General features: G+C 64.6%; 23 protein-coding genes. 11 read left to right on the top strand and 12 right to left on the bottom strand.

Features of this window, described 5'->3' with window-relative positions:
* Positions 1-133: 133 nt before the first annotated feature.
* From ATB98_RS07595 to ATB98_RS07575, 5 genes are all read right to left on the bottom strand, one after another.
* A complete protein-coding gene (locus tag ATB98_RS07595; protein WP_066871373.1) occupies positions 134-745 on the bottom strand; it encodes a tetratricopeptide repeat protein in 612 nt (203 codons plus the stop codon).
* 94 nt (positions 746-839) lie between these two features.
* Complete coding sequence (ykgO, locus tag ATB98_RS07590; protein WP_012709334.1) at positions 840-965, bottom strand: type B 50S ribosomal protein L36; 126 nt, start codon at positions 963-965, stop codon at positions 840-842.
* A 176-nt stretch (positions 966-1141) separates the two neighbouring features.
* On the bottom strand, positions 1142-2191 hold the full coding sequence (locus ATB98_RS07585; protein ID WP_066871370.1) for a 5-(carboxyamino)imidazole ribonucleotide synthase: 1050 nt from the start codon (positions 2189-2191) through the stop codon (positions 1142-1144).
* Entirely contained in the window at positions 2188-2652 is a 465-nt protein-coding gene (purE, locus tag ATB98_RS07580) for a 5-(carboxyamino)imidazole ribonucleotide mutase (RefSeq protein WP_066871487.1), read from the bottom strand. The genes ATB98_RS07585 and purE overlap by 4 nt, the downstream gene beginning before the upstream one ends.
* 53 nt (positions 2653-2705) lie before the next feature.
* The gene (locus ATB98_RS07575; RefSeq protein WP_066871367.1) at positions 2706-2909 is read right to left on the bottom strand and encodes a YdcH family protein; all 204 of its coding nucleotides are present in this window, start codon (positions 2907-2909) and stop codon (positions 2706-2708) included.
* 212 nt (positions 2910-3121) lie between these two features.
* On the opposite strand from ATB98_RS07575, the gene ATB98_RS07570 reads away from it, so the two are divergent.
* On the top strand, positions 3122-3292 hold the full coding sequence (locus tag ATB98_RS07570; protein ID WP_066871364.1) for a YdcH family protein: 171 nt from the start codon (positions 3122-3124) through the stop codon (positions 3290-3292).
* Positions 3293-3608: 316 nt separating this feature from the next.
* Positions 3609-4589 carry a DUF817 domain-containing protein gene (locus tag ATB98_RS07565; protein ID WP_084435370.1) on the top strand — a complete coding sequence of 327 codons (981 nt, stop codon included), beginning with the start codon at positions 3609-3611 and terminating at the stop codon, positions 4587-4589.
* Positions 4590-4676: 87 nt separating this feature from the next.
* Here ATB98_RS07565 and ATB98_RS07560 read toward each other — a convergent pair whose 3' ends face one another.
* Positions 4677-4937, bottom strand: a complete 261-nt coding sequence (locus ATB98_RS07560; protein ID WP_066871362.1) for an ArsR/SmtB family transcription factor — start codon at positions 4935-4937, stop codon at positions 4677-4679.
* Positions 4938-5250: 313 nt separating this feature from the next.
* The gene (locus tag ATB98_RS07555; protein ID WP_066871359.1) at positions 5251-6030 is read right to left on the bottom strand and encodes a sulfite exporter TauE/SafE family protein; all 780 of its coding nucleotides are present in this window, start codon (positions 6028-6030) and stop codon (positions 5251-5253) included.
* A 99-nt stretch (positions 6031-6129) separates the two neighbouring features.
* On the opposite strand from ATB98_RS07555, the gene ATB98_RS07550 reads away from it, so the two are divergent.
* From ATB98_RS07550 to ATB98_RS07520, 7 genes are all read left to right on the top strand, one after another.
* The gene (locus tag ATB98_RS07550; RefSeq protein WP_066871481.1) at positions 6130-6783 is read left to right on the top strand and encodes a thiamine phosphate synthase; all 654 of its coding nucleotides are present in this window, start codon (positions 6130-6132) and stop codon (positions 6781-6783) included.
* 9 nt (positions 6784-6792) lie between these two features.
* A complete protein-coding gene (locus tag ATB98_RS07545; RefSeq protein ID WP_066871356.1) occupies positions 6793-7935 on the top strand; it encodes a tetratricopeptide repeat protein in 1143 nt (380 codons plus the stop codon).
* A gap of 81 nt (positions 7936-8016) precedes the next feature.
* The gene (locus tag ATB98_RS07540) at positions 8017-8688 is read left to right on the top strand and encodes a hypothetical protein (RefSeq protein WP_066871353.1); all 672 of its coding nucleotides are present in this window, start codon (positions 8017-8019) and stop codon (positions 8686-8688) included.
* Positions 8689-9028: 340 nt separating this feature from the next.
* Entirely contained in the window at positions 9029-9829 is an 801-nt protein-coding gene (locus ATB98_RS07535; protein ID WP_066871478.1) for an inositol monophosphatase family protein, read from the top strand.
* Positions 9830-10160: 331 nt separating this feature from the next.
* The gene (locus ATB98_RS07530) at positions 10161-11264 is read left to right on the top strand and encodes a MotA/TolQ/ExbB proton channel family protein (RefSeq protein ID WP_066871349.1); all 1104 of its coding nucleotides are present in this window, start codon (positions 10161-10163) and stop codon (positions 11262-11264) included.
* 3 nt (positions 11265-11267) lie between these two features.
* Positions 11268-12299 carry a peptidoglycan -binding protein gene (locus tag ATB98_RS07525; protein ID WP_066871346.1) on the top strand — a complete coding sequence of 344 codons (1032 nt, stop codon included), beginning with the start codon at positions 11268-11270 and terminating at the stop codon, positions 12297-12299.
* A gap of 149 nt (positions 12300-12448) precedes the next feature.
* Positions 12449-14098, top strand: coding sequence for an FAD-binding dehydrogenase (locus ATB98_RS07520; protein ID WP_066871344.1), 1650 nt, complete (start codon positions 12449-12451; stop codon positions 14096-14098).
* A gap of 163 nt (positions 14099-14261) precedes the next feature.
* On the opposite strand, the gene ATB98_RS07515 is transcribed toward ATB98_RS07520, so the two are convergent.
* Positions 14262-15254, bottom strand: a complete 993-nt coding sequence (locus tag ATB98_RS07515; protein WP_066871341.1) for a Bug family tripartite tricarboxylate transporter substrate binding protein — start codon at positions 15252-15254, stop codon at positions 14262-14264.
* A gap of 194 nt (positions 15255-15448) precedes the next feature.
* Positions 15449-17251, bottom strand: coding sequence for an ABC transporter transmembrane domain-containing protein (locus tag ATB98_RS07510; RefSeq protein WP_066871338.1), 1803 nt, complete (start codon positions 17249-17251; stop codon positions 15449-15451).
* 198 nt (positions 17252-17449) lie between these two features.
* Here ATB98_RS07510 and rpmE point away from each other — a divergent pair, with 198 nt between their 5' ends.
* Positions 17450-17671 carry a 50S ribosomal protein L31 gene (rpmE, locus tag ATB98_RS07505; protein ID WP_066871335.1) on the top strand — a complete coding sequence of 74 codons (222 nt, stop codon included), beginning with the start codon at positions 17450-17452 and terminating at the stop codon, positions 17669-17671.
* A 436-nt stretch (positions 17672-18107) separates the two neighbouring features.
* On the opposite strand, the gene rcdA is transcribed toward rpmE, so the two are convergent.
* The 3 genes from rcdA to ATB98_RS07490 all read right to left on the bottom strand — a co-directional run bounded on the left by rcdA (position 18108) and on the right by ATB98_RS07490 (position 20456).
* Positions 18108-18626 (bottom strand): protease adaptor protein RcdA, encoded by a 519-nt coding sequence (gene rcdA, locus ATB98_RS07500; RefSeq protein ID WP_066871332.1) that lies wholly within the window; start codon positions 18624-18626, stop codon positions 18108-18110.
* Between the two features lie 353 nt (positions 18627-18979).
* Complete coding sequence (locus ATB98_RS07495; protein ID WP_066871329.1) at positions 18980-19168, bottom strand: DUF1192 domain-containing protein; 189 nt, start codon at positions 19166-19168, stop codon at positions 18980-18982.
* Positions 19155-20456, bottom strand: a complete 1302-nt coding sequence (locus ATB98_RS07490; RefSeq protein WP_066871475.1) for an MFS transporter — start codon at positions 20454-20456, stop codon at positions 19155-19157. The genes ATB98_RS07495 and ATB98_RS07490 overlap by 14 nt, the downstream gene beginning before the upstream one ends.
* A 180-nt stretch (positions 20457-20636) precedes the next feature.
* Here ATB98_RS07490 and ATB98_RS28835 point away from each other — a divergent pair, with 180 nt between their 5' ends.
* Positions 20637-20792, top strand: a complete 156-nt coding sequence (locus tag ATB98_RS28835) for a hypothetical protein (protein ID WP_153435747.1) — start codon at positions 20637-20639, stop codon at positions 20790-20792.
* Positions 20793-20992 lie beyond the last annotated feature (200 nt).

Raw genomic sequence — 20992 nt, 5'->3', positions numbered from 1 at the left:
CTAACCCGCTCGCGGCGAGAGGCGGTGAGAGGGGACGAAGGCGGCGCCGCGTGTCCCTTCTTCCCGTCAAAGCGGGGAGAAGGTGCCGGCAGGCGGATAAGCCCTCACCAACTCGGCCGACTGCTTGAAGCACTCACGTGCGGCTGCCGGCCAGTTTCTCCGCGAGTTCGCCGAGCTGCTCCTGCGCCTTCCGGTCGGAGGGATAGATCTCGAGGAATTCTTCCCAGGCACGCATTGCCAGTTCGTCCTTGCCGCTGGCTTCGAGCATGGTCGCCATGCCGGCGAGCGCGCCGAAATGCCGGGGCTCGATCGCGAGTACGCGGTTTATGTCGGACATCGACTTGCGGTAATTGCCCATCTGGTAGTGCAGCGTGGCGCGGCGATTCCAGCCTTCGACGTAGTTAGGAGCAAGGGCGATCACCTGGTCGAGGATGTCGAGCGCGACAGCCTGCTTCTCGTCGGAGATCGCCTTGTTCGCCCATTGCATCAGAAGATTGACGGTGGCGCTGCCGGACTCCTGCCATTCGAGGCGGATGCGATCGGCCACCTGGCGTGCCTTCCCCTCGTCGCCTTCCCTCTTGAGTTCGGCGAACAGGCTGTCGAGACGTTGCTTCGGGGTGGCGAGGCTCGCGGCCTCCGTCGGCACCGACGGTTCCGCCGCCTGGAGCGGCGCGGCGGACATGGCGGCGGCCGACAAGGCAAAGCACGCCAGAATCAAGGGTGTAGAAAGTCGCATGGCGGGCATCGTAGCCCGCCATGAAACAAGATCAAATCAATTTTGGGGGATCACCGGAGCGAGCCGCCAACCGGACGCCGGCGGCAAGCGCCGCCTCAAGGGCTCAGCCCTGGCGTGCCTTGAAGCGCGGGTTCGACTTGTTGATGATGTAGACGCGACCCTTGCGGCGAACCAGGCGGTTTTCGCGATGGCGGGTCTTCAGCGACTTGAGCGAATTCTTGATCTTCATTTTTCCTGATCCGCAGGTTTCGGGGAATGAAAATTCGCCCGGTAATTCCAACAATCAAAAGCGCGCCATTCAGCGCGCTCTTCAAGTAGGCAGGCACATAACCCGTCGCCCCAGTCGTGTCAACCGCAGGACAGGGGATTTCGCTGCCCGTTCCCCTGATTCCGTCGCTTCCCGCTTCAGATGAGGCGGGTGAAGTGACCCATCTTTCGGCCGGGACGTGCCTCCGCCTTGCCGTAGAGGTGAACCAGCACATTCGGCTCGGCAAGCAGGGCTGAGACTTCGGCGATGTCGTCGCCAATGAGATTCTGCATCACGCAGTCGGAATGGCGTTGCGGATTGCCGAGCGGCAGGCCGGCGATCGCGCGGATATGCTGCTCGAACTGCGAAACGATGCAAGCGGCTTCCGTCCAGTGGCCGGAATTGTGAACGCGCGGGGCGATCTCGTTGGCGACGACGCTGCCGTCGGCAAGGACGAAGAACTCGACGCCGATCACGCCCACATAGCCGAGCGCATCGAGGATGGCGGTCGCGGCCTTGGAGGCGGCCGCGGCGGTCGCCGCGCCGACCGAAGCCGGCACCGTCGAGGTGTGGAGAATGCCGTTGCGGTGCTCGTTCTCCGCCGGATCGAAACAGACCGTGGTGCCATCGGCAGCCCGCGCGGCAATCACCGAGATTTCGCGATCGAACGGGACGAAGCTCTCGAGAATGAGCGGCACCTGGCCGAGTGCCACGAAGGCGCCGGAAGGGTCGTCCTCTGCGGAACGGAAGACGCGTTGACCCTTGCCGTCATAACCGAGCCGCCGGGTCTTCAGGACGCCGACGCCGTCGAAATCGGAAAGCGCCCGGTCGAGATCGGCCTGGCTGTCGACGGCATGGAAGCGGGCCGTGGCAATGCCGCAATCGTTGATGAAGCGCTTCTCGACGAGCCGGTCCTGAGCGACTTCCAATGCCTTCGGCGGCGGGAAGACCGGCCGGGACGCGGCGAGCTTCTCAGCGGCCGCGACGGGAACGTTCTCGAACTCGTAGGTGATGAGGTCCGAAAGGTCGGCGAGTTGGCCGAGCGCATGCGGATCGTCGTAAGCTGCGACTATCTGGCTGTTCGCCACCTGCGCGGCGGGACAATCCGGTTGCGGTTCGAGGATGACGGTGCGGAAGTTCAGGCGGGCAGCCGCCATGGCCAGCATGCGGCCAAGCTGGCCGCCGCCGATGATGCCGATCGTTTTCATGCTTCGTCCACGGGATATTCGGCGACCGAGACGGTCTGCTGTTCGCGCCAGTCGTCGAGCCGGTCGGCGAGGTCCTCGTCGCCGAGCGCGAGCACGGCTGCGGCCAGAAGCGCGGCGTTGACGGCGCCCGCCCGGCCGATCGCCAGCGTTCCGACCGGGATGCCGGCCGGCATCTGGACGATCGAGAGCAGGCTGTCCTGGCCGGAAAGCGCCTTCGACTGGACCGGGACGCCGAAGACCGGCAACGGCGTCATCGCGGCGCACATGCCCGGCAGGTGCGCGGCCCCGCCGGCGCCGGCGATGATGACCTTGAAGCCCTCGTCGCGCGCACCCTTGGCGAACCGCACGAGGCGGTCCGGGGTGCGATGGGCGGAGACGATGCGGGCCTCGTAGGCGATGTCGAGCGCCTCCAGCGTATCGGCCGCGTTCTTCATCGTCTCCCAGTCGGACTGGCTTCCCATGATGATGGCGACGGGCGGGGTCGTGGTTTCGGTCACGTCTGTCAGGGTCCGTTTCAGGCAATGATGTCCGGAATGATCTGGTCTTCGATCTTCGAGATCTTGTCCTTGATGGCCAGCTTCTTCTTCTTCATGCGCTGGATGCGCAAGGCGTCACAGCCGGTCTGGATCATGGCATTGATGGCCGCGTCGTAATCTTCATGTTCCTGCCTCAGGCGCGCGATGGTCAGTCTGAGTTCGGCCTGGTCCTGGTCCGGCATGCAATGCGATCCCCATAAGCCCGGTCGCGTCGATCCGCGATCCGGAATTTCCTGCGCCGCTCTACCACATCTTGTGCGGTTACGGGAAGTTACCCGACGTCATCATTTCGCCTTCGACAAATGAAAAATGGCATGGCACAGTAGCAAGGTTTCAACCATGGAACATCCGGTATTTGCGTGCCGGATGCAAGCAAAAGGGAAGGGACTTGCCCATGACCATTGAGGCTCATCTTGCAACGCTTGAGAAAAAACATGGCGCCCTTGAACAGGAGCTCCACGAAGCTCTGAACTCGCCCTCCTGCGAGGACGAGCTGATCAGCGAACTCAAGCGGAGGAAGTTGCGCATCAAAGACGAAATCGAAAGACTCCGTTCCTCGCACTGATCGTGAACGGCATCGATAAGGTCAAGAACAATCCCGAAATGAAAGGTACGGACCGCTCGACCGGGCTATGAGCCCGGTCCGCTTCTTCGGGCGCCGTACACTTCCGCGTCCACCGCCGATTTTGGGTGCGCGGCCGGGTCAACGGCCGAAGTGCCGGCGATTTCAGTTTTGCCTAATACGCCGCCTCCGATAAGCGCGCGGCGAGCGGCCGGTTTGTCGATCATCCACCGGACCGGCCCTCTCCATCGAAGACGAAAGAGCGGGAAAACTTTCGGTGCCGATTGTGATTGTTCACGCGGTTCTGCCAATGGAACGCATGTCAGATCAGCCTCAGTCCGAAGCTCCCGTCCATCTCAGCCCTGATGCGGCTCCTTCTATCGAGGCCGGGCCATCGCGGCGCCTTACCTCCGTTGAGGCGCGGATCGACGCGGCGGCGCACCGTGTGCTCGACCTCTTGCCGCAGCGCGGCCTTGCCGGCGCCCTCATTGAATTCACCGTCTTCGGACTGAAGCAGGCCTGGGCATGTCTTTTCGGCGCGTTGCTCCTCGCCCTGATCGTCGCCTCGCATCACTTCTGGTCTGAGAACGCCATCCTGGCACGTTACGACTTCCTCTTCCTGGCGGCGCTCGCCGTCCAGCTTGGCATGCTTGCGGCCAGGCTCGAAACCCTGTCCGAGGCGAAAGTCATCCTGATCTTCCACGTCGTCGGCACCGTGATGGAGGTCTTCAAAACCGCCGCAGGCTCATGGGTCTATCCAGAGGAAAGCATTTTCCGCATCGGCGCCGTGCCTCTCTTCTCGGGCTTCATGTATGCGGCCGTCGGTTCTTATATCGCCCGCATCAGCCGCATCTTCGACATGCGCTACACGCACTATCCGCCGCTCTGGACGACGGTGCTTCTCTCGGCGGCGATTTACATCAATTTCTTCAGCCACCATTTCACCGTCGATGTGCGATACGGACTGTTCGCGGCGACTGCGGTGATCTACCTGCGCACGACGGTGCACTATCGCGTCTTCCGCTTTCACCACCGCATGCCGTTGCTGCTCGGCTTCCTGCTCGTAGCGCTGTTCATCTGGTTCGCGGAGAACATTGCCACCTGGTCGCGGGCGTGGATTTATCCTTCACAGTCGCACGGCTGGGCGCCGGTCTCGATCGGCAAGCTCGGCGCCTGGTATCTGCTGATGATCATTTCCTTCGTGCTTGTCACGCTGGTGCATCGGCCCCGCAAGCCAGCCGAGGCGCCTCTCGCCATGCGATTGGAGCCCGAAGCGGAAGCGCCGGCCTCGGCCGCCTGATGTCGCAGCGCTGACGGTTCTCGACGCCAATGCTTGTCACCCGAGGGGGTAGATTGGGCGCGCTGCCGAATTGCGCCTCTCGAAGGCTCAAGACCAGAACTGGTCGAGCCAGAGGTTGAGCCGGTCGAAACCCGGCCTGTGGATCGCATAGATCCGCCGCGTGCCCCGCGTCGAGACCGAGACCAGATTGCAATCGAGGAGCGCCTTCAGATGCTGCGATACGGCCGGCCGGCTGATCGGCAGGCCTTCGGCGAGCTCGTTGACGGTTTTTGGTGCGCGCCGCAGCTCCTCGAGGAGGTGGCGTCGGTTCGGATCCGCGATGGCATCGAATGGGTCCGCGATGGTCATGACCCGGACGTTAAGTGAAATTCCGCGGGGCGGCAAGGACAATTGTGCGTTGCGGGATGCCGCTTCGCTTTGCAGCATTGGTTTCACTTGGGTCGAGCCGGCCGTCTTGCCCCTCTCCTCCGCGTTTGCCCTCACCCTAGAACAAACAGATAGAGCGGTGGCGCGAAGGCACGTGAGCGCATCCCGCTCTAACCCTCTCCCGCATGCGACGCAGGCGGGGACTTGAGCCGGCGCCGCTTACCCCTTCGCCCGCCTGCGGTCGCCTGCGGGGAGAAGGTGCCGGCAGGCGGATGAGGGGCGACGCGCCCTCGCGTCAGCTCGCCGACAAGAGGCTTGCGGCGCCCTCCCAGACGAGCTTTGAACCGGCGATGAAGGCCATCGTGTACATGAAGGGATAGAAGACTTGCGGCTTCATCCTGCGCACGATCCAGGCGCCGCAGGCGGTTGCGACCATCGCCAGCGGAAACAGGCTCGCCGATGTGGCGAGATTGCTGAGATCGAGCTGGCCGAGGGCGAAATAGGGGATGAGCTTCACCGCATTGAGGATCGCGAAGAAGCGCACGATCGTCCCGGTATATTCCCGCGGCTCGAGCTTCAGCGGCAGCGCATAGATCTGGAAGGGCGGGCCGCCGGCATGGGCGACGAAGCTGCCGTAGCCCGCGAACGAGCCCCAGAGCGCGGCAGGGCCTCTGCGCTGCGGCTTCGGGCTGATCGGTGCGCCGTTGCAGCTCCGCCAGACGGTGTAGGCATAGCGCAGCACGAAGACGACCGTGATCAGGCCGATGATCAGCCGAAGCGCGTCGCGCGGCACATAGGCCGAGGTCGCCCAGCCGATGGCGATGCCGGCGATGGCGCCGGGCAGCAGCATGGCGAGCGTCTGGCGGTCGCCGTGCTTGCGCCAGATGGTCAGGGAAACGATGTCCATGGCGATGAGGATCGGCAGAAGCAATGCCGCCGCCTGGACCGGCGAGACGGCCATGGACAGGAGCGGGACGCCCATCAGCGACAGGGCCTCGCCCATGCCGCCCTTGCTGAGGCCAACGAGCAGCACTGCCGGGATGGCGACAAGATAGAAGTCGAGATCGGGAAGCATTGGCGGCGGTTGATCCTTTGGTCATCTCCGTCTATCGGTTTTCCGGAAGGAAATCGAGTGCCGGTTTCGGCAGCGAAGCGCATCGCCAGGAATCATGACATGAGCAACATAGAAAACCGCTGCCGCCTCGTGCTGGTCGCACCCGACATGGCGGATGCAGGGGAACGGGCGAAGCTCGTCGGCGAGGCGCTGAAGGGCGGCGACGTCGCCTCCGTCATCGTGCCGCAATACGGCCTCGGCGATGCCGACTTCCAAAAGCATGCCGAAGCGCTGGTGCCGGTGATCCAGAGGGCGGGTGCGGCGGCGCTCATCGAGGGAGACACGCGCGTTGCCGGCCGGGCCAAGGCCGACGGCCTGCATATCGCCGGCGGCGCGGAGGCCCTTGCCGAGGCGATCGAAAGGCACGCGCCGAAACTCATCGTCGGCGGCGGCAACGCCACCGACCGCCACCATGCGCTGGAAATCGGGGAGTTGAGGCCCGATTACGTGTTCTTCGGCCGCACCGACGGCGACATCAAGCCGGACGCGCATCCGAAGAACCTGGCGCTCGCCGAATGGTGGGCATCGATGATCGAGATTCCGTGCGTCGTCATGGGCGGCACGGATCCGCAATCGGCGCTTGCGGTCGCCGAATCCGGGGCCGAGTTCGTCGCCCTGCGCCTGGCGGTCTTCGGCAACCCGGGCCAGGCGCCGTCAGTGGTCGCGGCCGTCAACGCCCTGCTTGACGAAAAAGCGCCACGGTTTGAAGATTAAGACGTGCCGATGAGCCGCCTTTTCCTGAAATCCAGCCGGGCCGCAGCCCTTGCCGTGGCGATTGTCCTCGCCGCTTTGCCGGCGCGTGCCACCGAGCCGGCATCCGCTGCCCCGGCCGACGAGGGCAGCGTTCCGAAGCGCGGGCGGATCACGCCGCATAACGGCGCAGCGCTGCCGGAGGGGGCGGACAAGGGAAAGCCGGACGCGGCGCCGGCAAAGCCGAAGACCGGCGACGGCAGCACGCCGTCGAAGGGCGTCAACGTGATCGACCGGATGGGCGCCGAGCTGCCGGCCCTGCCTCCCGAGAAGCCGTTCACCGGCAAGATCGACGAAGCCTACGGCGCCTTTCAGCGGGGCTACTATCTGACGGCGATGGATCTCGCCTTGCCGCGTGCCCAACTCGGCGACCCGGCGGCGCAGACGCTCGTCGCCTCGATCCTCGAGCAGGGCCTCGGTGTCGCGCGCGACGCCAAGGCGGCGGCTTTCTGGTATGGCCAGGCAGCGCAGAACGGCGACCCGGCGGCCATGTTCAAATATGCGCTGATCCTGATGGAAGGGCGCTATGCGAAACGCGACCGGAAGAAGGCCGACGAGCTGATGAAGAAGGCCGCCGATCTCGGCAACGCTTCGGCCCAGTTCAACTACGGCCAGACGCTGGTTGCCGACATGCCGGGGGAAAAGGGGCTGAAGGCGGCGATGCCCTATTACGAAAAATCCGCCGAACAGGGCATTGCCGACGCGCAATACGCACTCTCGCAGATCTACCTCAATGTCGACGGCATCGAGGAAAGCAAACGCGCCCGTGCGCGCGAATGGCTGGTGAGAGCCGCGCGCGCCGGCTACGACACGGCGCAGCTCGACATGGCGATCTGGCTGATCGAGGGGATCGCCGGCGAGCGCAATCTCGAGGCGGGGTTCGCCTGGATGAAGCGGGCGGCGGAAGGCGGCAATGTCGTGGCGCAGAACCGGCTGTCGCACCTCTATATCAATGCGATCGGCACGCGCCCGGATCCGGTTGAGGCGGCGAAATGGTACGTTCTGTCGCGCCGGGCGGGGCTCAAGGACGACGCGCTCGAAGACTTCTATCTCGGCCTCAACGACACGCAGCAGAAGTCCGCGCTCGCGGCGGCGAACAAGTTCCGCTCCTCCTGAGCCGGCCGTCACAGCGGGCCGGCGCGCGCTCTCAACACGTTTAAAGCAATCAAAAGCTAAAGAAATGACCTGGTAAGAAAAATGACAGGCGAGATAGCTGCACATCCCACTGCCGATCTGCTTCAGATGATAAAAGATGAGGCGGGTAGTGAGGGCGGTCTTATCTATGAGGCCGAGCAATGCTTGTTCAAGAGGTGGCGGCAAGGCATTGATTTGAAGTTTCTCGTAAGTCTTCTGGACTCGGAAACAAGCGAGGAGCGGCTTCGGGGTGCCTACTACCTCGGAGAAGCGCTTCCCCCGGGCGAGGGCATAATAGATACCGCGGTAAAGCTTGCCAGTGATCCTCACTCTTATTGCCGGAGGACTCTCGTGGGCTACATAACGGCTTCAGGTCTCTATGATGATAGAATTGCCCAGGCGCTGGCACACGGGTTCTTCGATTTAGATATCAACGTTAGAGCAGCAACAATCAATTGGGCTGTCTTCACAACCGATGACAGATTTGGCACTTTTTCCCTGCTGGTGGAGAAGGGGGAGGGAGCAACAGAATCGGAGTTTTGGAGAGAGCCGGAGCTGAAGCGCGGAGTGAGAGCATTATCTATTGCTCGAAGGCTGCGCGATGGCGAATCGGTTGAAGAAGTCCGGAAAAATACGCCGGAAGAAGATAGTTTTACATTTGATTATCTTCAATTTTTTGAGAAACGCCTCATCCGCTATGTGACGAAGCCGAGCAGCAGCCATCCGCAACGTTGAGTACCCTCCCTTTGGCATGCACATGCGCGCCGCACCTCGCCACCACGCCAATCGCGGCAAGGAGGCCGAACAGACAATTCCTGGTCCTGAAAGGTGCAATGCCATAATTCGGATTTCCTCGCTTGAACTGCCGGGGTTTTTATGGTCTTGAAACCGCGGTTTTGTCCGCGGCCTTCCGATCGATCGCCGCCGCGGGCGGAGTGACGTTTCACTCGGTTTTTTGACGACGGTTCCGCAGATCCGGCTGGCGCATGGCGCGGTCGCCGGCGCATCGACCGTCAGACAGGTTCCATGCCCGGTCGAGAGTGGCTCGGCCGGTCTTCGCGAAAGGATTGCCCACATGGCCCGTTCTGCCCTTCTCAATGTCATGGTCCAGGCCGCCTTCAAGGCCGGCAAATCGCTGGCGCGCGATTTCGGCGAAGTCCAGAACCTGCAGGTCTCGCTGAAGGGGCCGGGCGACTATGTCTCCCAGGCGGACCGCAAGGCCGAGCGCATCATCCGCGAGGAACTCCTGAAGGCCCGTCCCACCTATGGTTTTCTCGGCGAGGAGGGCGAGGAGATCAAGGGAACCGACGGCGCCCATCGCTGGATCGTCGATCCGCTCGACGGCACGACCAATTTCCTGCACGGCATTCCGCATTTCGCCGTCTCGATCGCACTGGAGCGCCAGGGCGAAATCGTCGGCGGGGTCGTCTTCAATCCGGCGACGGACGAGCTCTACACCGCCGAGCGCGGCGGCGGCGCCTTCCTGAACGATCGCCGCCTCCGGGTCGGCGCACGCAGGGCGCTCTCCGATGCCGTCATCGCCACCGGCACGCCGCACCTCGGCCGCGGCAACCACGGCAAATACCTGATCGAGCTGCGCCACGTCATGGGCGAGACCGCCGGCATCCGCCGCTTCGGCGCGGCCGCGCTCGACCTTGCCTATGTCGCCGCCGGGCGCTTCGACGGTTTCTGGGAGCGTGACCTGTCCGCCTGGGATATCGCCGCCGGCATTCTCCTCATCCGCGAGGCCGGCGGCTGGGTGATGGACGCCGATGGCGGCAGCAAGCCGCTCGAAGACGGCTCGGTCGTCTGCGGCAACGAATATATGGCCAAGGCGCTCGTCGAGGTCATCCACCGGCCGGTTCCGGCGCGCTGATCCAGCGAACATGCTCGACGGCGAGAGGGGCGCCCGGCGGTCTCCGCCTGGCGCCTCTCGTGTTTCAGGCGAGCAGATGCCCGCGTCACCGGACGCGCCATGCCCGCGCTCGGCGCCCTATGTGCGCGGAGGCTTTTGTTTTCCCTTCAATTTGGCGCAAACTTCCACTAGGCTCCGGGCCAATGTGATGGCTTTCCGGCCAATCGCGGCATCATTCCGCCAATCGCCGTCGATTCAAGAATGATGGGGCAATTCAGAGCGTTGCGGCCGCCCGTCTCGACTCGCCCGAGCAGGCGCGGAACGGCCGCAAAACCGGGAGACTGGCAAAGCAATGGCGAAACTGAATCTGTCCGGGTGGCGGGATCACGAAGGTGCTGAGGAGAACTACAATCCTCACAAGCTTTCGAGCCCAATGCCCTATTTCTGGACGATGGTGCTCTTCCTGATCATCGTCGGTTTCGTCGCTGCGATCCTCTTCCGGCAGGCACGCGAGGCCTTTGCCGGCAATCCCGGTCTCAACGGGCTGATCCTTGGCGTGCTGCTGATCGGCATCCTGCTCGCGTTCAACCACGTCCTCAGCCTGAGGCCCGAGGTCCGCTGGTTCAACTCGTTCCGTGCCGCCGGCAGCGCCGACAAGGTCGGGCGCGATCCGGTGCTGCTCGCGCCGATGCGGGCGCTGATCGGCGGCCGCCACACGACGATCTCGACGACCGCGCTCCGCTCCATCCTCGATTCGATCGCCACGCGCCTCGACGAGCAGCGCGACATCACCCGCTACCTCGCAGGGCTCCTCGTCTTCCTCGGCCTGCTCGGCACCTTCTGGGGCCTGCTCGGCACGATCGGCTCGATCAACACCGTCATCCAGTCGCTCGACGCCGGAAGCGGCAGCACGGAGGATCTGCTGGCCTCCTTGAAGGGCGGCCTCTCGGCGCCGCTGACCGGCATGGGTACGGCCTTCTCCGCGTCGCTGTTCGGCCTTTCCGGATCGCTGATCCTCGGCTTCCTCGATCTCCAGGCCGGTCGCGCCCAGAACCGTTTCTATACCGAGCTCGAGAACTGGCTCTCGTCGGTGACCGATGTCGGCTCCGGTCTTTCGCCGTCGATCGAAACGGTCGACGGCGCGCCGGCGGAGGAGTTGCGGCGGCTCACCGACCAGCTCGCGCGGCTTGCACATGACGGCGGCGCAAACCAGCGCACGACCGCGGCCATGGCGAGCCTCGCCGAGGGCATCCAGGGCCTCGTCAAGAACATGCGCGGCGAGCAGCAGATGCTGCGCGACTGGATCGAGGCGCAGCAGGAGGAGGCGAAGTCGATGCGCAAGACGCTCGACCGCCTGACCGCGCGCATCGGGCAGGCGGACCGCATCAGCGTCCAGCCCGACAAGGCGATCACGCAGGCAAAGCTCAGCCGCGTCGAAGAGAGCGGGGGTGACTGATCCATGGCGCTCGCCCGAAGAGGCCGCGAACCGCGGACGATCAACTACTGGCCGGGCTTCGTCGACGCGCTCTCGACCCTGCTCATGGCGATCATGTTCCTGCTCAGCGTCTTCGTCACGGCGCAGTTCCTGCTCGGACGCGAGATCAGCGGCAAGGACGAGGTTTTGAACCGGCTGAACAGCCAGATCAACGAACTCACCCAGCTCCTGGCGCTCGAAAAGAGCGGCAAGCAGGATCTCGAGGATTCGCTCGCCAACCTGCAGGCCTCGCTCGCCCAGTCGGAGGGCGAGCGGTCGCGGCTGCAGGCACTGCTCGAGAAGGGCGCCGGCAGCGAGGAGGCCGCCAGCGAGAGGATCGGCCGGCTCGGCTCGGAGCTGGAGAGCGAACGGCAGGTCAGCGCCCGCGCCATGAGCCAGATCGAGCTCCTGAACCAGCAGATCGCGGCGCTGCGCAGCCAGATCGCCGCCATCGAAGGAGCGCTGCAGGCCTCCGAGGCGAAGGACCAGGCCTCGCAGGCCAAGATCGCCGACCTCGGCCGCCGGCTGAACGTGGCGCTGGCGCAACGCGTCCAGGAGCTTAACCGCTATCGTTCGGATTTCTTCGGGCGGCTGCGGGAAATCCTCTCCGATCGGGAAAATATCCGCATCGTCGGCGACCGCTTCGTCTTCCAGTCGGAAGTCCTCTTCCCCTCGGGCAGCAGCGACCTGAACCCGGAGGGCCAGGCGGAAATGGCGAAGCTCGCCACGGCGCTTCTCGACCTCGCGAAGGAAATCCCGGCGGAGATCAACTGGGTGCTGCGTGTCGACGGTCACACGGACAATGTGCAGTTCTCCCGTATTGGCCGGTTCGCCGATAACTGGGAGCTCTCGTCGGCCCGCGCGACCTCGGTCGTCAAGTTCCTGATCTCGAAGGGCGTTCCCGCCGACCGCCTAGTCGCCGCCGGCTTCGGCGAATATCAGCCGATCGCGCCCGGAGACAGCCCGGAGGCGCGCGCGCAGAACCGCCGCATCGAGCTCAAGCTCACCGAGAAATAAAGGCATCTCGCCGAAAACTGTGCAGCGGATTGAAGCGCGGCGCATGAACTGCCGCCTTACGGGCCGCGAGCCCCCCCCCGCCCTTGAGTTGACCTTGACGTATGCGTAACAGTTGCGGTCGGGGAGACACGAGGGGGGGGGCGCTTTTCATGGATTGCGATGTGCTGGTCATCGGTGCGGGCCTGGCCGGGCTCGTGGCGGCATCCGAGGCGGCCGCGCTTGGGCGCAAGGTGATCCTTGTCGATCAGGAGGGGGAGCAATGCCTCGGCGGCCAGGCCTTCTGGTCGCTCGGCGGCCTCTTCTTCGTCGACAGTCCCGAGCAGCGGCGCATGGGCATCCGCGACAGCCGGGACCTGGCGTGGCAGGACTGGATGGGGGCGTCGCAATTCGACCGGCCGGAAGACCATTGGCCGCGGCTTTGGGCCGAGGCCTATCTCGACTTCGCGGCGGGCGAGAAGCGGCGCTGGCTGCATTCGCTGGGCCTGCGCTGGTTTCCGGTCGTCGGCTGGGCGGAGCGCGGCGGCGGGCTCGCCCATGGCCATGGCAACTCCGTTCCCCGCTTCCACGTCACCTGGGGCACCGGTCCCGCGGTGCTCGAACCCTTCGTCCGGCTGGCGCGGCAAGCGGAAAGCCGCGGCCTCGTTCGCTTCCGCTTCCGCCATCGGGTCGATGAGCTCGTGACCACCGACGGTGCCGTGACCGGCGCGCGCGGGGCAATCCTCAAGACCGACCCGGTCCTGCGCGGCGAGCAGAGCTCACGCGACGTGGTCGGCGATTTCGAGATTTCGGCCGGCGCGGTCATCGTCAGTTCCGGCGGCATCGGCGGCAGTCACGAACTTGTGCGCCGCAACTGGCCGCGCAAGCGCCTCGGCCAGCCGCCGGCCGCGATGCTCAGCGGCGTGCCGCATCATGTCGACGGCCGGATGCTCGAGATCGCGAGCAGGGCGCGCGGTTCCGTCATCAATGCCGATCGCATGTGGCATTACACCGAGGGCCTGAAGAATTTCGACCCGATCTGGCCGGATCACGGCATTCGCATTCTGCCTGGTCCCTCGTCCTTCTGGTGCGATGCCGACGGCAACCGTTTCCCGGTGCCGGCGATGCCGGGTTTCGATACGCTTGCGACGCTCGAGGCGATCCGCCGCAGCGGCCACGACTACAGCTGGTTCATCCTGACGCGCGCGATCGCCAAGAAGGAGTTCGCGCTGTCGGGGTCGGAACAGAACCCGGATCTCACCGGCAAGAGCATCGCGCTTCTCCTGAGGCGGCTCGGAAAAAATCCGCCGGGCCCGGTCCAGGCCTTCATCGAGAAGGGCGAGGATTTCGTCGTCCGCGACCGGCTGGAAGAGCTCGTCGAGGGGATGAACAGGCTGACGGGCGAGAACCGGCTTTCGGCCCGGCACCTCAAGGAGCAGATCGAGGCGCGCGACCGCGAGATCGACAACCCCTTCTCCAAGGACGCTCAAGTCACGGCCATTCGCGGTGCGCGCGCCTATCGCGGCGACCGGCTGCTGCGGACCGCGAGACCGCATCGCCTCCTCGATCCGAAGGCCGGCCCCTTGATCGCGGTGCGCCTGCATATTCTCACGCGCAAGACGCTCGGAGGGCTGCAGACCAATCTCTCCGGCCAGGTGCTGGAGCTTTCCGGCGAACCGGTGCCGGGCCTCTACGCCGCGGGCGAGGTCGCCGGCTTCGGCGGGGGCGGCATGCACGGCTACAACGCGCTCGAAGGAACCTTCCTCGGCGGCTGCATCTTCTCCGGCCGCGCCGCCGGACGCGGCGCCGCCGGGGAGGTCTGATTGTCGGAATCGCCGAGGTTGTGCCGTGGATCGCCCCTCACCCTAACCCTCTCCCCGTTTTGACGGGGAGAGGTTACTGGAGATGGGAGCGCTGCGGGTCCCCTTTGCCCCGCTTGCGGGGAGAAGGTGCCGGCAGGCGGATGAGGGCAATCGCGGTCTCTCGTCAATCCATCTGCACGTTGGCGTCGCGCACTACCGGCGTCCATTTGGCGAGCTCCGCCTTGACGTGGGCGGCAAGCTCCTCGGGCGTCGAGCCGACGATCTTGGCGCTGAACTCCTCCATGCGTTTTTGCACCGCCGGGTCGGCGAGCGCCTTCCTTGCCGCCTCGTTGAGGCGGGCGATCACCGGCTGCGGCGTGTTCGCTGGGGCGAAGAGCGCGTTCCAGGTGTAGGTCTCGTAACCGGGAATGCCGGATTCGGCGATGGTCGGCACATCGGGGAAGGACGGCGCGCGTTCCGCGGTCGTCACGGCGAGCGCGCGCAGGGTACCGGCCTTGATGTGTCCCGACGAGGAGGGCAGGTTGTCGAACATGATCGGCACCTGGTTGCCGATGACGTCGTTCAGCGCCGGGCCGGACCCCTTGTAGGGGATGTGCTGCATCTCGACCCCGGCCATCTTCTTGAAGAGTTCGCCGGAAAGATGGAGCGGCGTGCCGTTGCCCGACGAGGCATAGGCGTATTTTTCCGGCTCCGCCTTCAGGAGCGCCAGCAGTTCCTCGACGTTCTTGACCGGCAGTTCCGGATTGACGACCAGCACGTTCGGAACGATGACGAGCAGCGAGACCGGCGCGAAGTCCTTTTCGGGATCGTAGGGCTTGGTCTTCAGGATCAGCGGGTTCAACGCATGGGTCGCGACCGTCGCCATGAGGATCGTGTAGCCGTCCGGGTCGGCGCGCGCGACATTGGCCGCTCCGAGGTTGCCGCCGGCGCCGGCGACGTTCTGGACGATCACCTGCTGGCCGAGATCCTCGGACATCTTCTGCGCGATGATCCGGGCGACGACGTCGGTCGAGCCGCCGGCGGCGAAGGGAACGACGAGCGTTATCGTCCGGTCCGGAAAGTCTTGCGCCTTTGCCGGCGCGCCGATGGTCAGTGCGGAAAAAGCGGCGACCCCGAAGGCGATGGCGGCGCGGCGGGTCAAGCTCAGGAATGCCATGCGGAAAATCCTCCCAATCGTAAAAGGTGCGGGCCGACGGCCGGCTCCCTTAGAATAGGGCCGGGCTGACGCGTGGCAATGGCGTGCCGGAAGATCAAGCGCCGGGGTTGAACGAAAGTCTAAAGCGCGTCGCGATGAAATAATGATGCGACGCGCTTCCGGTTCCTGTTTTCATGCATGTTGGGCGACACGCATCAACTCCCGGAGGCGACGAACAGTCCTTCCGCCCCATGGTCGAACTGAAGCCTTGCGAGCTTCGCGTAAAGGCCGCCCTGGCCGATCAGCGACGCGTGGGTGCCTTCCTCGACGATGCGGCCGTGATCCATGACGAGGATGCGGTCGGCCTTGAGCACCGTCGCGAGCCGGTGGGCGATGACGAGCGTGGTGCGTTCGCGCATCAGCCGGTCGAGAGCGGTCTGCACCAGCGTCTCGCTTTCGGCGTCGAGGGCCGACGTCGCCTCGTCGAGCAGAAGGATCGGCGCATCTTTCAGGATCGCCCGCGCAATCGCGATCCGCTGGCGCTGGCCGCCGGAGAGCGTCACACCGCGCTCGCCGACGAGCGTGTCATAGCCCCGGTCGAGCCTGGCGATGAACTCGTCGGCCTGTGCCGCGGCGGCGGCGGCCCGCACCGCCTCGCGGCTTGCCTCCGGCGCACCGAAGGCGATGTTGTCGTGGATCGAGGCGGCGAAGATCGTTACGTCCTGCGGCACGATCGCGATCCGCTCGCGCAGCTCCTTCGGATCGACGGCGCGGATGTCCGTTCCATCGACGAGGACGGTGCCGCCGGTCGGATCGTAGTAGCGCAGCAGCATCGAGAAGACGGTGCTCTTGCCGGCGCCGGAGGGGCCGACGATGGCAACCGTCTCCCCTGGCCGCACCGAGAAACTCAGGCCCTTGAGGCTCTTGTAATCCGGGCGGGCGGGATAGGCGAAGTGAACGTCGGCGAAGTCGATCGCGCCCCTTGCCGGCACGGGCATGGGGACCGGCCGTTCGGGCGAGCGGATTTGCGGGACCTCGGTCAGAAGCTCCTTCAGGCGCTCGGCGGCGCCGGCCGCCTGCGAGAGCTCGCCCCAGACCTCCGAGAGCGCGCCGAGGCTGCCGGCGGCAAAGACGGAATAGAGCAGGAACTGGCTGAGCGTGCCGGCGGAAAGCGTGCCTGCGAGCACGTCGCGCGCGCCGAACCAGAGCACGGCGACGACGCTGCCGAAGACCATGGTGATCGCGAAGGCGGTGAGCACCGAGCGCGCCATGGTGGCCGCACGGGCGGCGTGGTAGGCCTCCTCCACGGCCGCACCGAAGCGGCCTTCGGCACTCTCTTCACCGTTGAAGGCCTGCACCGTACGCGTGGCGGCGATCGCCTCGCCGGCATAGGCTGACGCGGCGGCGAGCCTGTCCTGAGCCGCCCGGGCGCGCCGGCGCACCGAACGGCCGAAACCGACGAGCGGGAAGACGATCAGCGGGATCGCTGCAATGACGAGGCTCGACAGCTTCGGGCTCGTATAGACCATCATGCCGATCGCGCCGAGACAGAGGATGAGGTTGCGCAGGGCCACCGAGGCGGTCGCGCCGACGGCCGACTTGATCTGCGTCGTGTCGGCGGTCAGCCGCGAAACGATCTCGCCCGACTGGTTGACGTCGAAGAAGGAAGCGGAGAGCCGCATGACGCGCTGGAAAACGTCGCGCCGAAGATCGGCGACGATGCGCTCGCCGAGCGAGATGACGAAATAGTAGCGGGCGGCGCTGGCGAGGGCGAGCACGATCGCCAGCACCATCAGCATGGAAAAATAGGTGTTGATGAAGCCGGAGTCGGAATTGGAGAAGCCGTTGTCGATCATCCGTCGCACGGCCATCGGCAGCGTCAGGGTGGTGACGGCGGCGATCGTCAGCGAAATCGAGGCGCCGACGACCAGGCGGCGGTACCGCGCAAGATAGGGCAGCACGGTTGCGAGCGGGCGCACGGACCTGCGCGCTGGCGGTTGGTTCTCTTGTCTCGGCACGTGCCCCCCAGTCGCCCACGGAGGCCTTGGTGATAAGTCTTCCGCGCGGCACTTGTTATCCCGCAGACCTTCATGTATAGGGCACGGCATCGAATTGGGAAGCCGCGGCCATAGCGGTCTGCGGCTTCATTTACGTGTTCGGTCCCAAAGTCGCAATGCCTTGCGACAATTGGACCCTGGAACTCTAGGAAGATTGTTATGAAGGCAGACATCCATCCCGACTACCACATGATCAAGGTGGTCATGACCGACGGCACCGAATACGAAACCCGCTCGACCTGGGGTACGGAAGGTGCGACGATGAACCTGGAAATCGATCCGAAGTCGCACCCGGCCTGGACCGGCGGCAACCAGCAGCTCGTAGACCGCGGCGGCCGCGTTTCCAAGTTCAAGAAGCGCTTCGAAGGCCTCGGCCTCTGATCGCCGTCCCCTTTTTTGGACTGTTTTAAAGCCCGGCATTGCCGGGCTTTTTTGTTGGGTGTTCGATCAGGGGCAGGTTCCGCTTGGCGGGGTCTCGACTTCGAGCTCCCGCGACTGGTGCGTGGATTCGGGTCCACGCCCGGTAAAGGCCGAGGATGACGCCTTTGGTGGTCGGAGCGGAGGAATGACACCGGCAGGGATGGTCAATCCTGTATCGCTCGCCCCGCGCGTCAGCGGCCAATTTCTCCTGCCGTCATCCTCGGGCTTGACGAGGCTTGTCCTGGCTTGACCCGAGGATCCGCGCACAAGCACTCCTGTTCGCTCGTTAAAAGAGAAGAGAATGGAGCGATACGATCCGCACTCGGCTTCGCATGCGCGAAACGAAAAGCCCGGCGCAGGGCCGGGCTCAAGACGTCGCGGCGGGAGGTCTGTCGCGTCAGTTGGCGCCGAAGGCGGTCTGCAGCAGCTTGATCTGCGCCTTGACGCCGTTCTGGTTGTCCGGAACGAAGGCCGTCGCCTCCTGCGGCCGGTAGATCTCGCGGTCGAGCAGGGCGACGCGGTTCTGGAGCCTGAGGGAGCGCTCGATGAGGTCGCGGAACGTCTCCGGGAGGTCGTTCCAGCCGGGCGCGCTGCGATCGACGTTGAAGCTGTCGAGGCGAACCTTGCTCTTTTCCGACAGCACCTGCTCGCGGCTCATTTCGCCATTGTTGACGGCACGCTGGAGCAGGAGCCAGGAAGCCATCTGCATCAGCCGGGTGGTGAGGCGCATCGACTCGGCGGCATAAAGCACGGAGGCCATGCGCGGCAGCACCTTGGAAGCGGTGCGTCCGGGACCGTCGAGATAGCTTGCCGTTTCCTCGACCAGGCCCATCCCTTCAGCATATAGCGCCTTGAACTGCGCCGACGACGCGGCGTGCCCCGCGAAACTGACGGTATTCAATCCTCTCTCGGACATGCCTGTTTTCCCTGGTTCCAACGCATCACGACAAGTCAGGTAACGGGTTGCTTTGGGAAAAGTTTCCTTGGCACCCTTCATGGTCGAAGAATGATCCCATAGCGCATTCCGCGCAAGGGTATTCTTAAGAAAGGGTTAATCTCCACAATTCTTTGATTCTACCGGCCGTGAAACAAAAAAAGAGCCGCGCGAAGCGGCTCTCAAGGTAAAACAGGGAGAAAAATCAGACCCATTCGCCAGTCGGTGAAAATGTCTGAGTCCGGAAGGAACCGGATGATCGGACAATCGCAGAAAATGCTTAACCGGCGGTTAAGCACGCGACCGTGCCGGCGCAGGAAGACCTTGCCCTTTCGTCAACGGAACAGGCTTTCGGCGGCCGAACGGCTCGCCGATTTGCGGGCCCGTTCGGCCTCGAGCCTTGCGATCTCCTCGGTCAGCAGCGCGATCCGCGCCGTGAGCTCGTCAACGGAGAGCTGCGAGAGATCGCTGCCGATCTCATGGGCGGTCTTCTTCTTCGGCTGGTCATCGTCAAACAGGCTCATTCGATCTCTCCTCCTCTTCAGGATCGTCGACGGCGTCATCGCGCGGCTCATCGAAAGGCGCCGCGCGCGGCGAGAGCTGCAGGCTTTCGGGCGTCGTCGCGGTGCCGGCATTGACCGGCGAGAAGGTTTCGCGCTCGGCGACGGGCACCGGTGCGCGCCGACGGCTGCGGACGATCGCGTAAGCCGTGATCAGCATATGCGCGCAGGCCGTAATCATGAAGAGGCCATAGGGGCCGGTGGCGGTCATCACCGGTCCGCCGATCGTCGGGCCGATGATGGTTCCGATGCCGTAGAGCAGCAAGAGACCGCCCGATACCTTGACGAAGTCTTCGGGGGTGGCGAAGTCGTTGGCGTGGGAGACGGCGATGGGGTAGAGCGCGTTGGCGGCGGCGCCGTAGACGGCGATCAGCGTCAGCACGATCCACACCTGGCTCGGCTCGACGAGGAAGAGCAGGAGGCCGGCGAAGGCACCGACACCGGCGAGCACTGCGAGCACGTAGCGGCGATCGACCCGGTCCGAAATGCGGCCGGCCGGCAATTGCATGATCGCCCCCGAGAAAATCGCAACGCTCATCATCGTCGCGACCGTGCTGTCGCTGAGGCCGGCCTGGCGGCCGAAGACCGCGCCGAGCGTGCCGAAGGCGCCATTGGCGATGCCGACCAGCAGGATACCGAGAAAGGAGACCGGCGAATTGCGATAGAGGCCGCGCAGATCGAGCCGGACCTGTTTCAGCGGTTGCGGCGATGCCGCCTTGGAAAGCAGCGTCGGCAGCATCGCGACGCAGTAGAGAATGCCGCAGACCATGAAGAAAAGAGTCGTCGAGGTCTCGCCGAAGGGGATCATCATCTGGCCGCCGACGACGCCGAAAAGGGTGATGGCGATGTAGAGCGAGAAGATCACCCCGCGGCTCTCATTGGTGGCGCGCTCGTTCAGCCAGCTCTCGATGATCATCGAGGTGCCGGCCGTCGCGAAACCGGTGACGGCGCGCAGCACGATCCACCATACCGGATCGACCAGCAGTCCGGTGAGGAGCGAGATGATCGCGATCAGCGAGGTGAAGACGCTGAAGGCGCGCACATGGCCTATGCGCTTGACGACATTCGGGGAGAAGAAGCAGCCGAGCACGAAGCCGGAGGCCCAGGAGGTGCCGAGCAGGCCGAGAACGGTGGTCGGATAGCCCTCCGCCGTGCCGCGGACGGGCAGGAGCAGACTCTGGAGACCGTTTCCAAGAAAGAGGAACAGTGTGCCAAGCAGCAGCGCGGCGACCGGAAGCAGGTTCTTTCTCATCATCATTCGAAACTCGCTCTGCCGTCGGCAGGCCTTTGCGGGAATCACCGCTGCGCCGACGGAATCGATGCCGCCGGTCATTGCAAATCGGCGGCGAAAACAATAGCCCTCTATGCGACGAAAAGTGACGGCGGTATGGCGCCGCTCACAGGGCAGCGGAACTCTCGCGGAAACGAGCGAATGTCAAAGGCACTAACGGTTCTCCTGCTCGTGGCCATGTGCGTCCAACTCATCAAGCCGCTCGGGTATCCGGGCCTCAGGCAGCGCCGGGATTTCTGGAAAATAGCGGTCTTCGCCATTGCCCTGATGATGGTTACGGTGCTTTTGCGGCCATAACGGGCCGGGCCCGGCACAAAGCGGCGCCAGAACTGCGACACCATCTCTCCTCCTTACGCAGACGCCGCGACCGCCGCCGGCGCCAAGCCGCTCTCCGGCAGTGAGACACGGGGGGCATATCCGCGCGCGTTCTTCCCGCTCTCGGGTTCCATGAGAAACAGCGCGCCCGGCAAATCCGGGCTAAGTTTGCGGCCAGGACG

The sequence above is a fragment of the Sinorhizobium saheli genome (genome assembly GCF_001651875.1).
In the GTDB taxonomy this organism is placed as follows: Bacteria; Pseudomonadota; Alphaproteobacteria; order Rhizobiales; family Rhizobiaceae; genus Sinorhizobium; species Sinorhizobium saheli.
The sequence above is the reverse complement of the archived record's forward strand: the minus strand, read 5'-3'. Positions and strand labels throughout refer to the sequence as shown.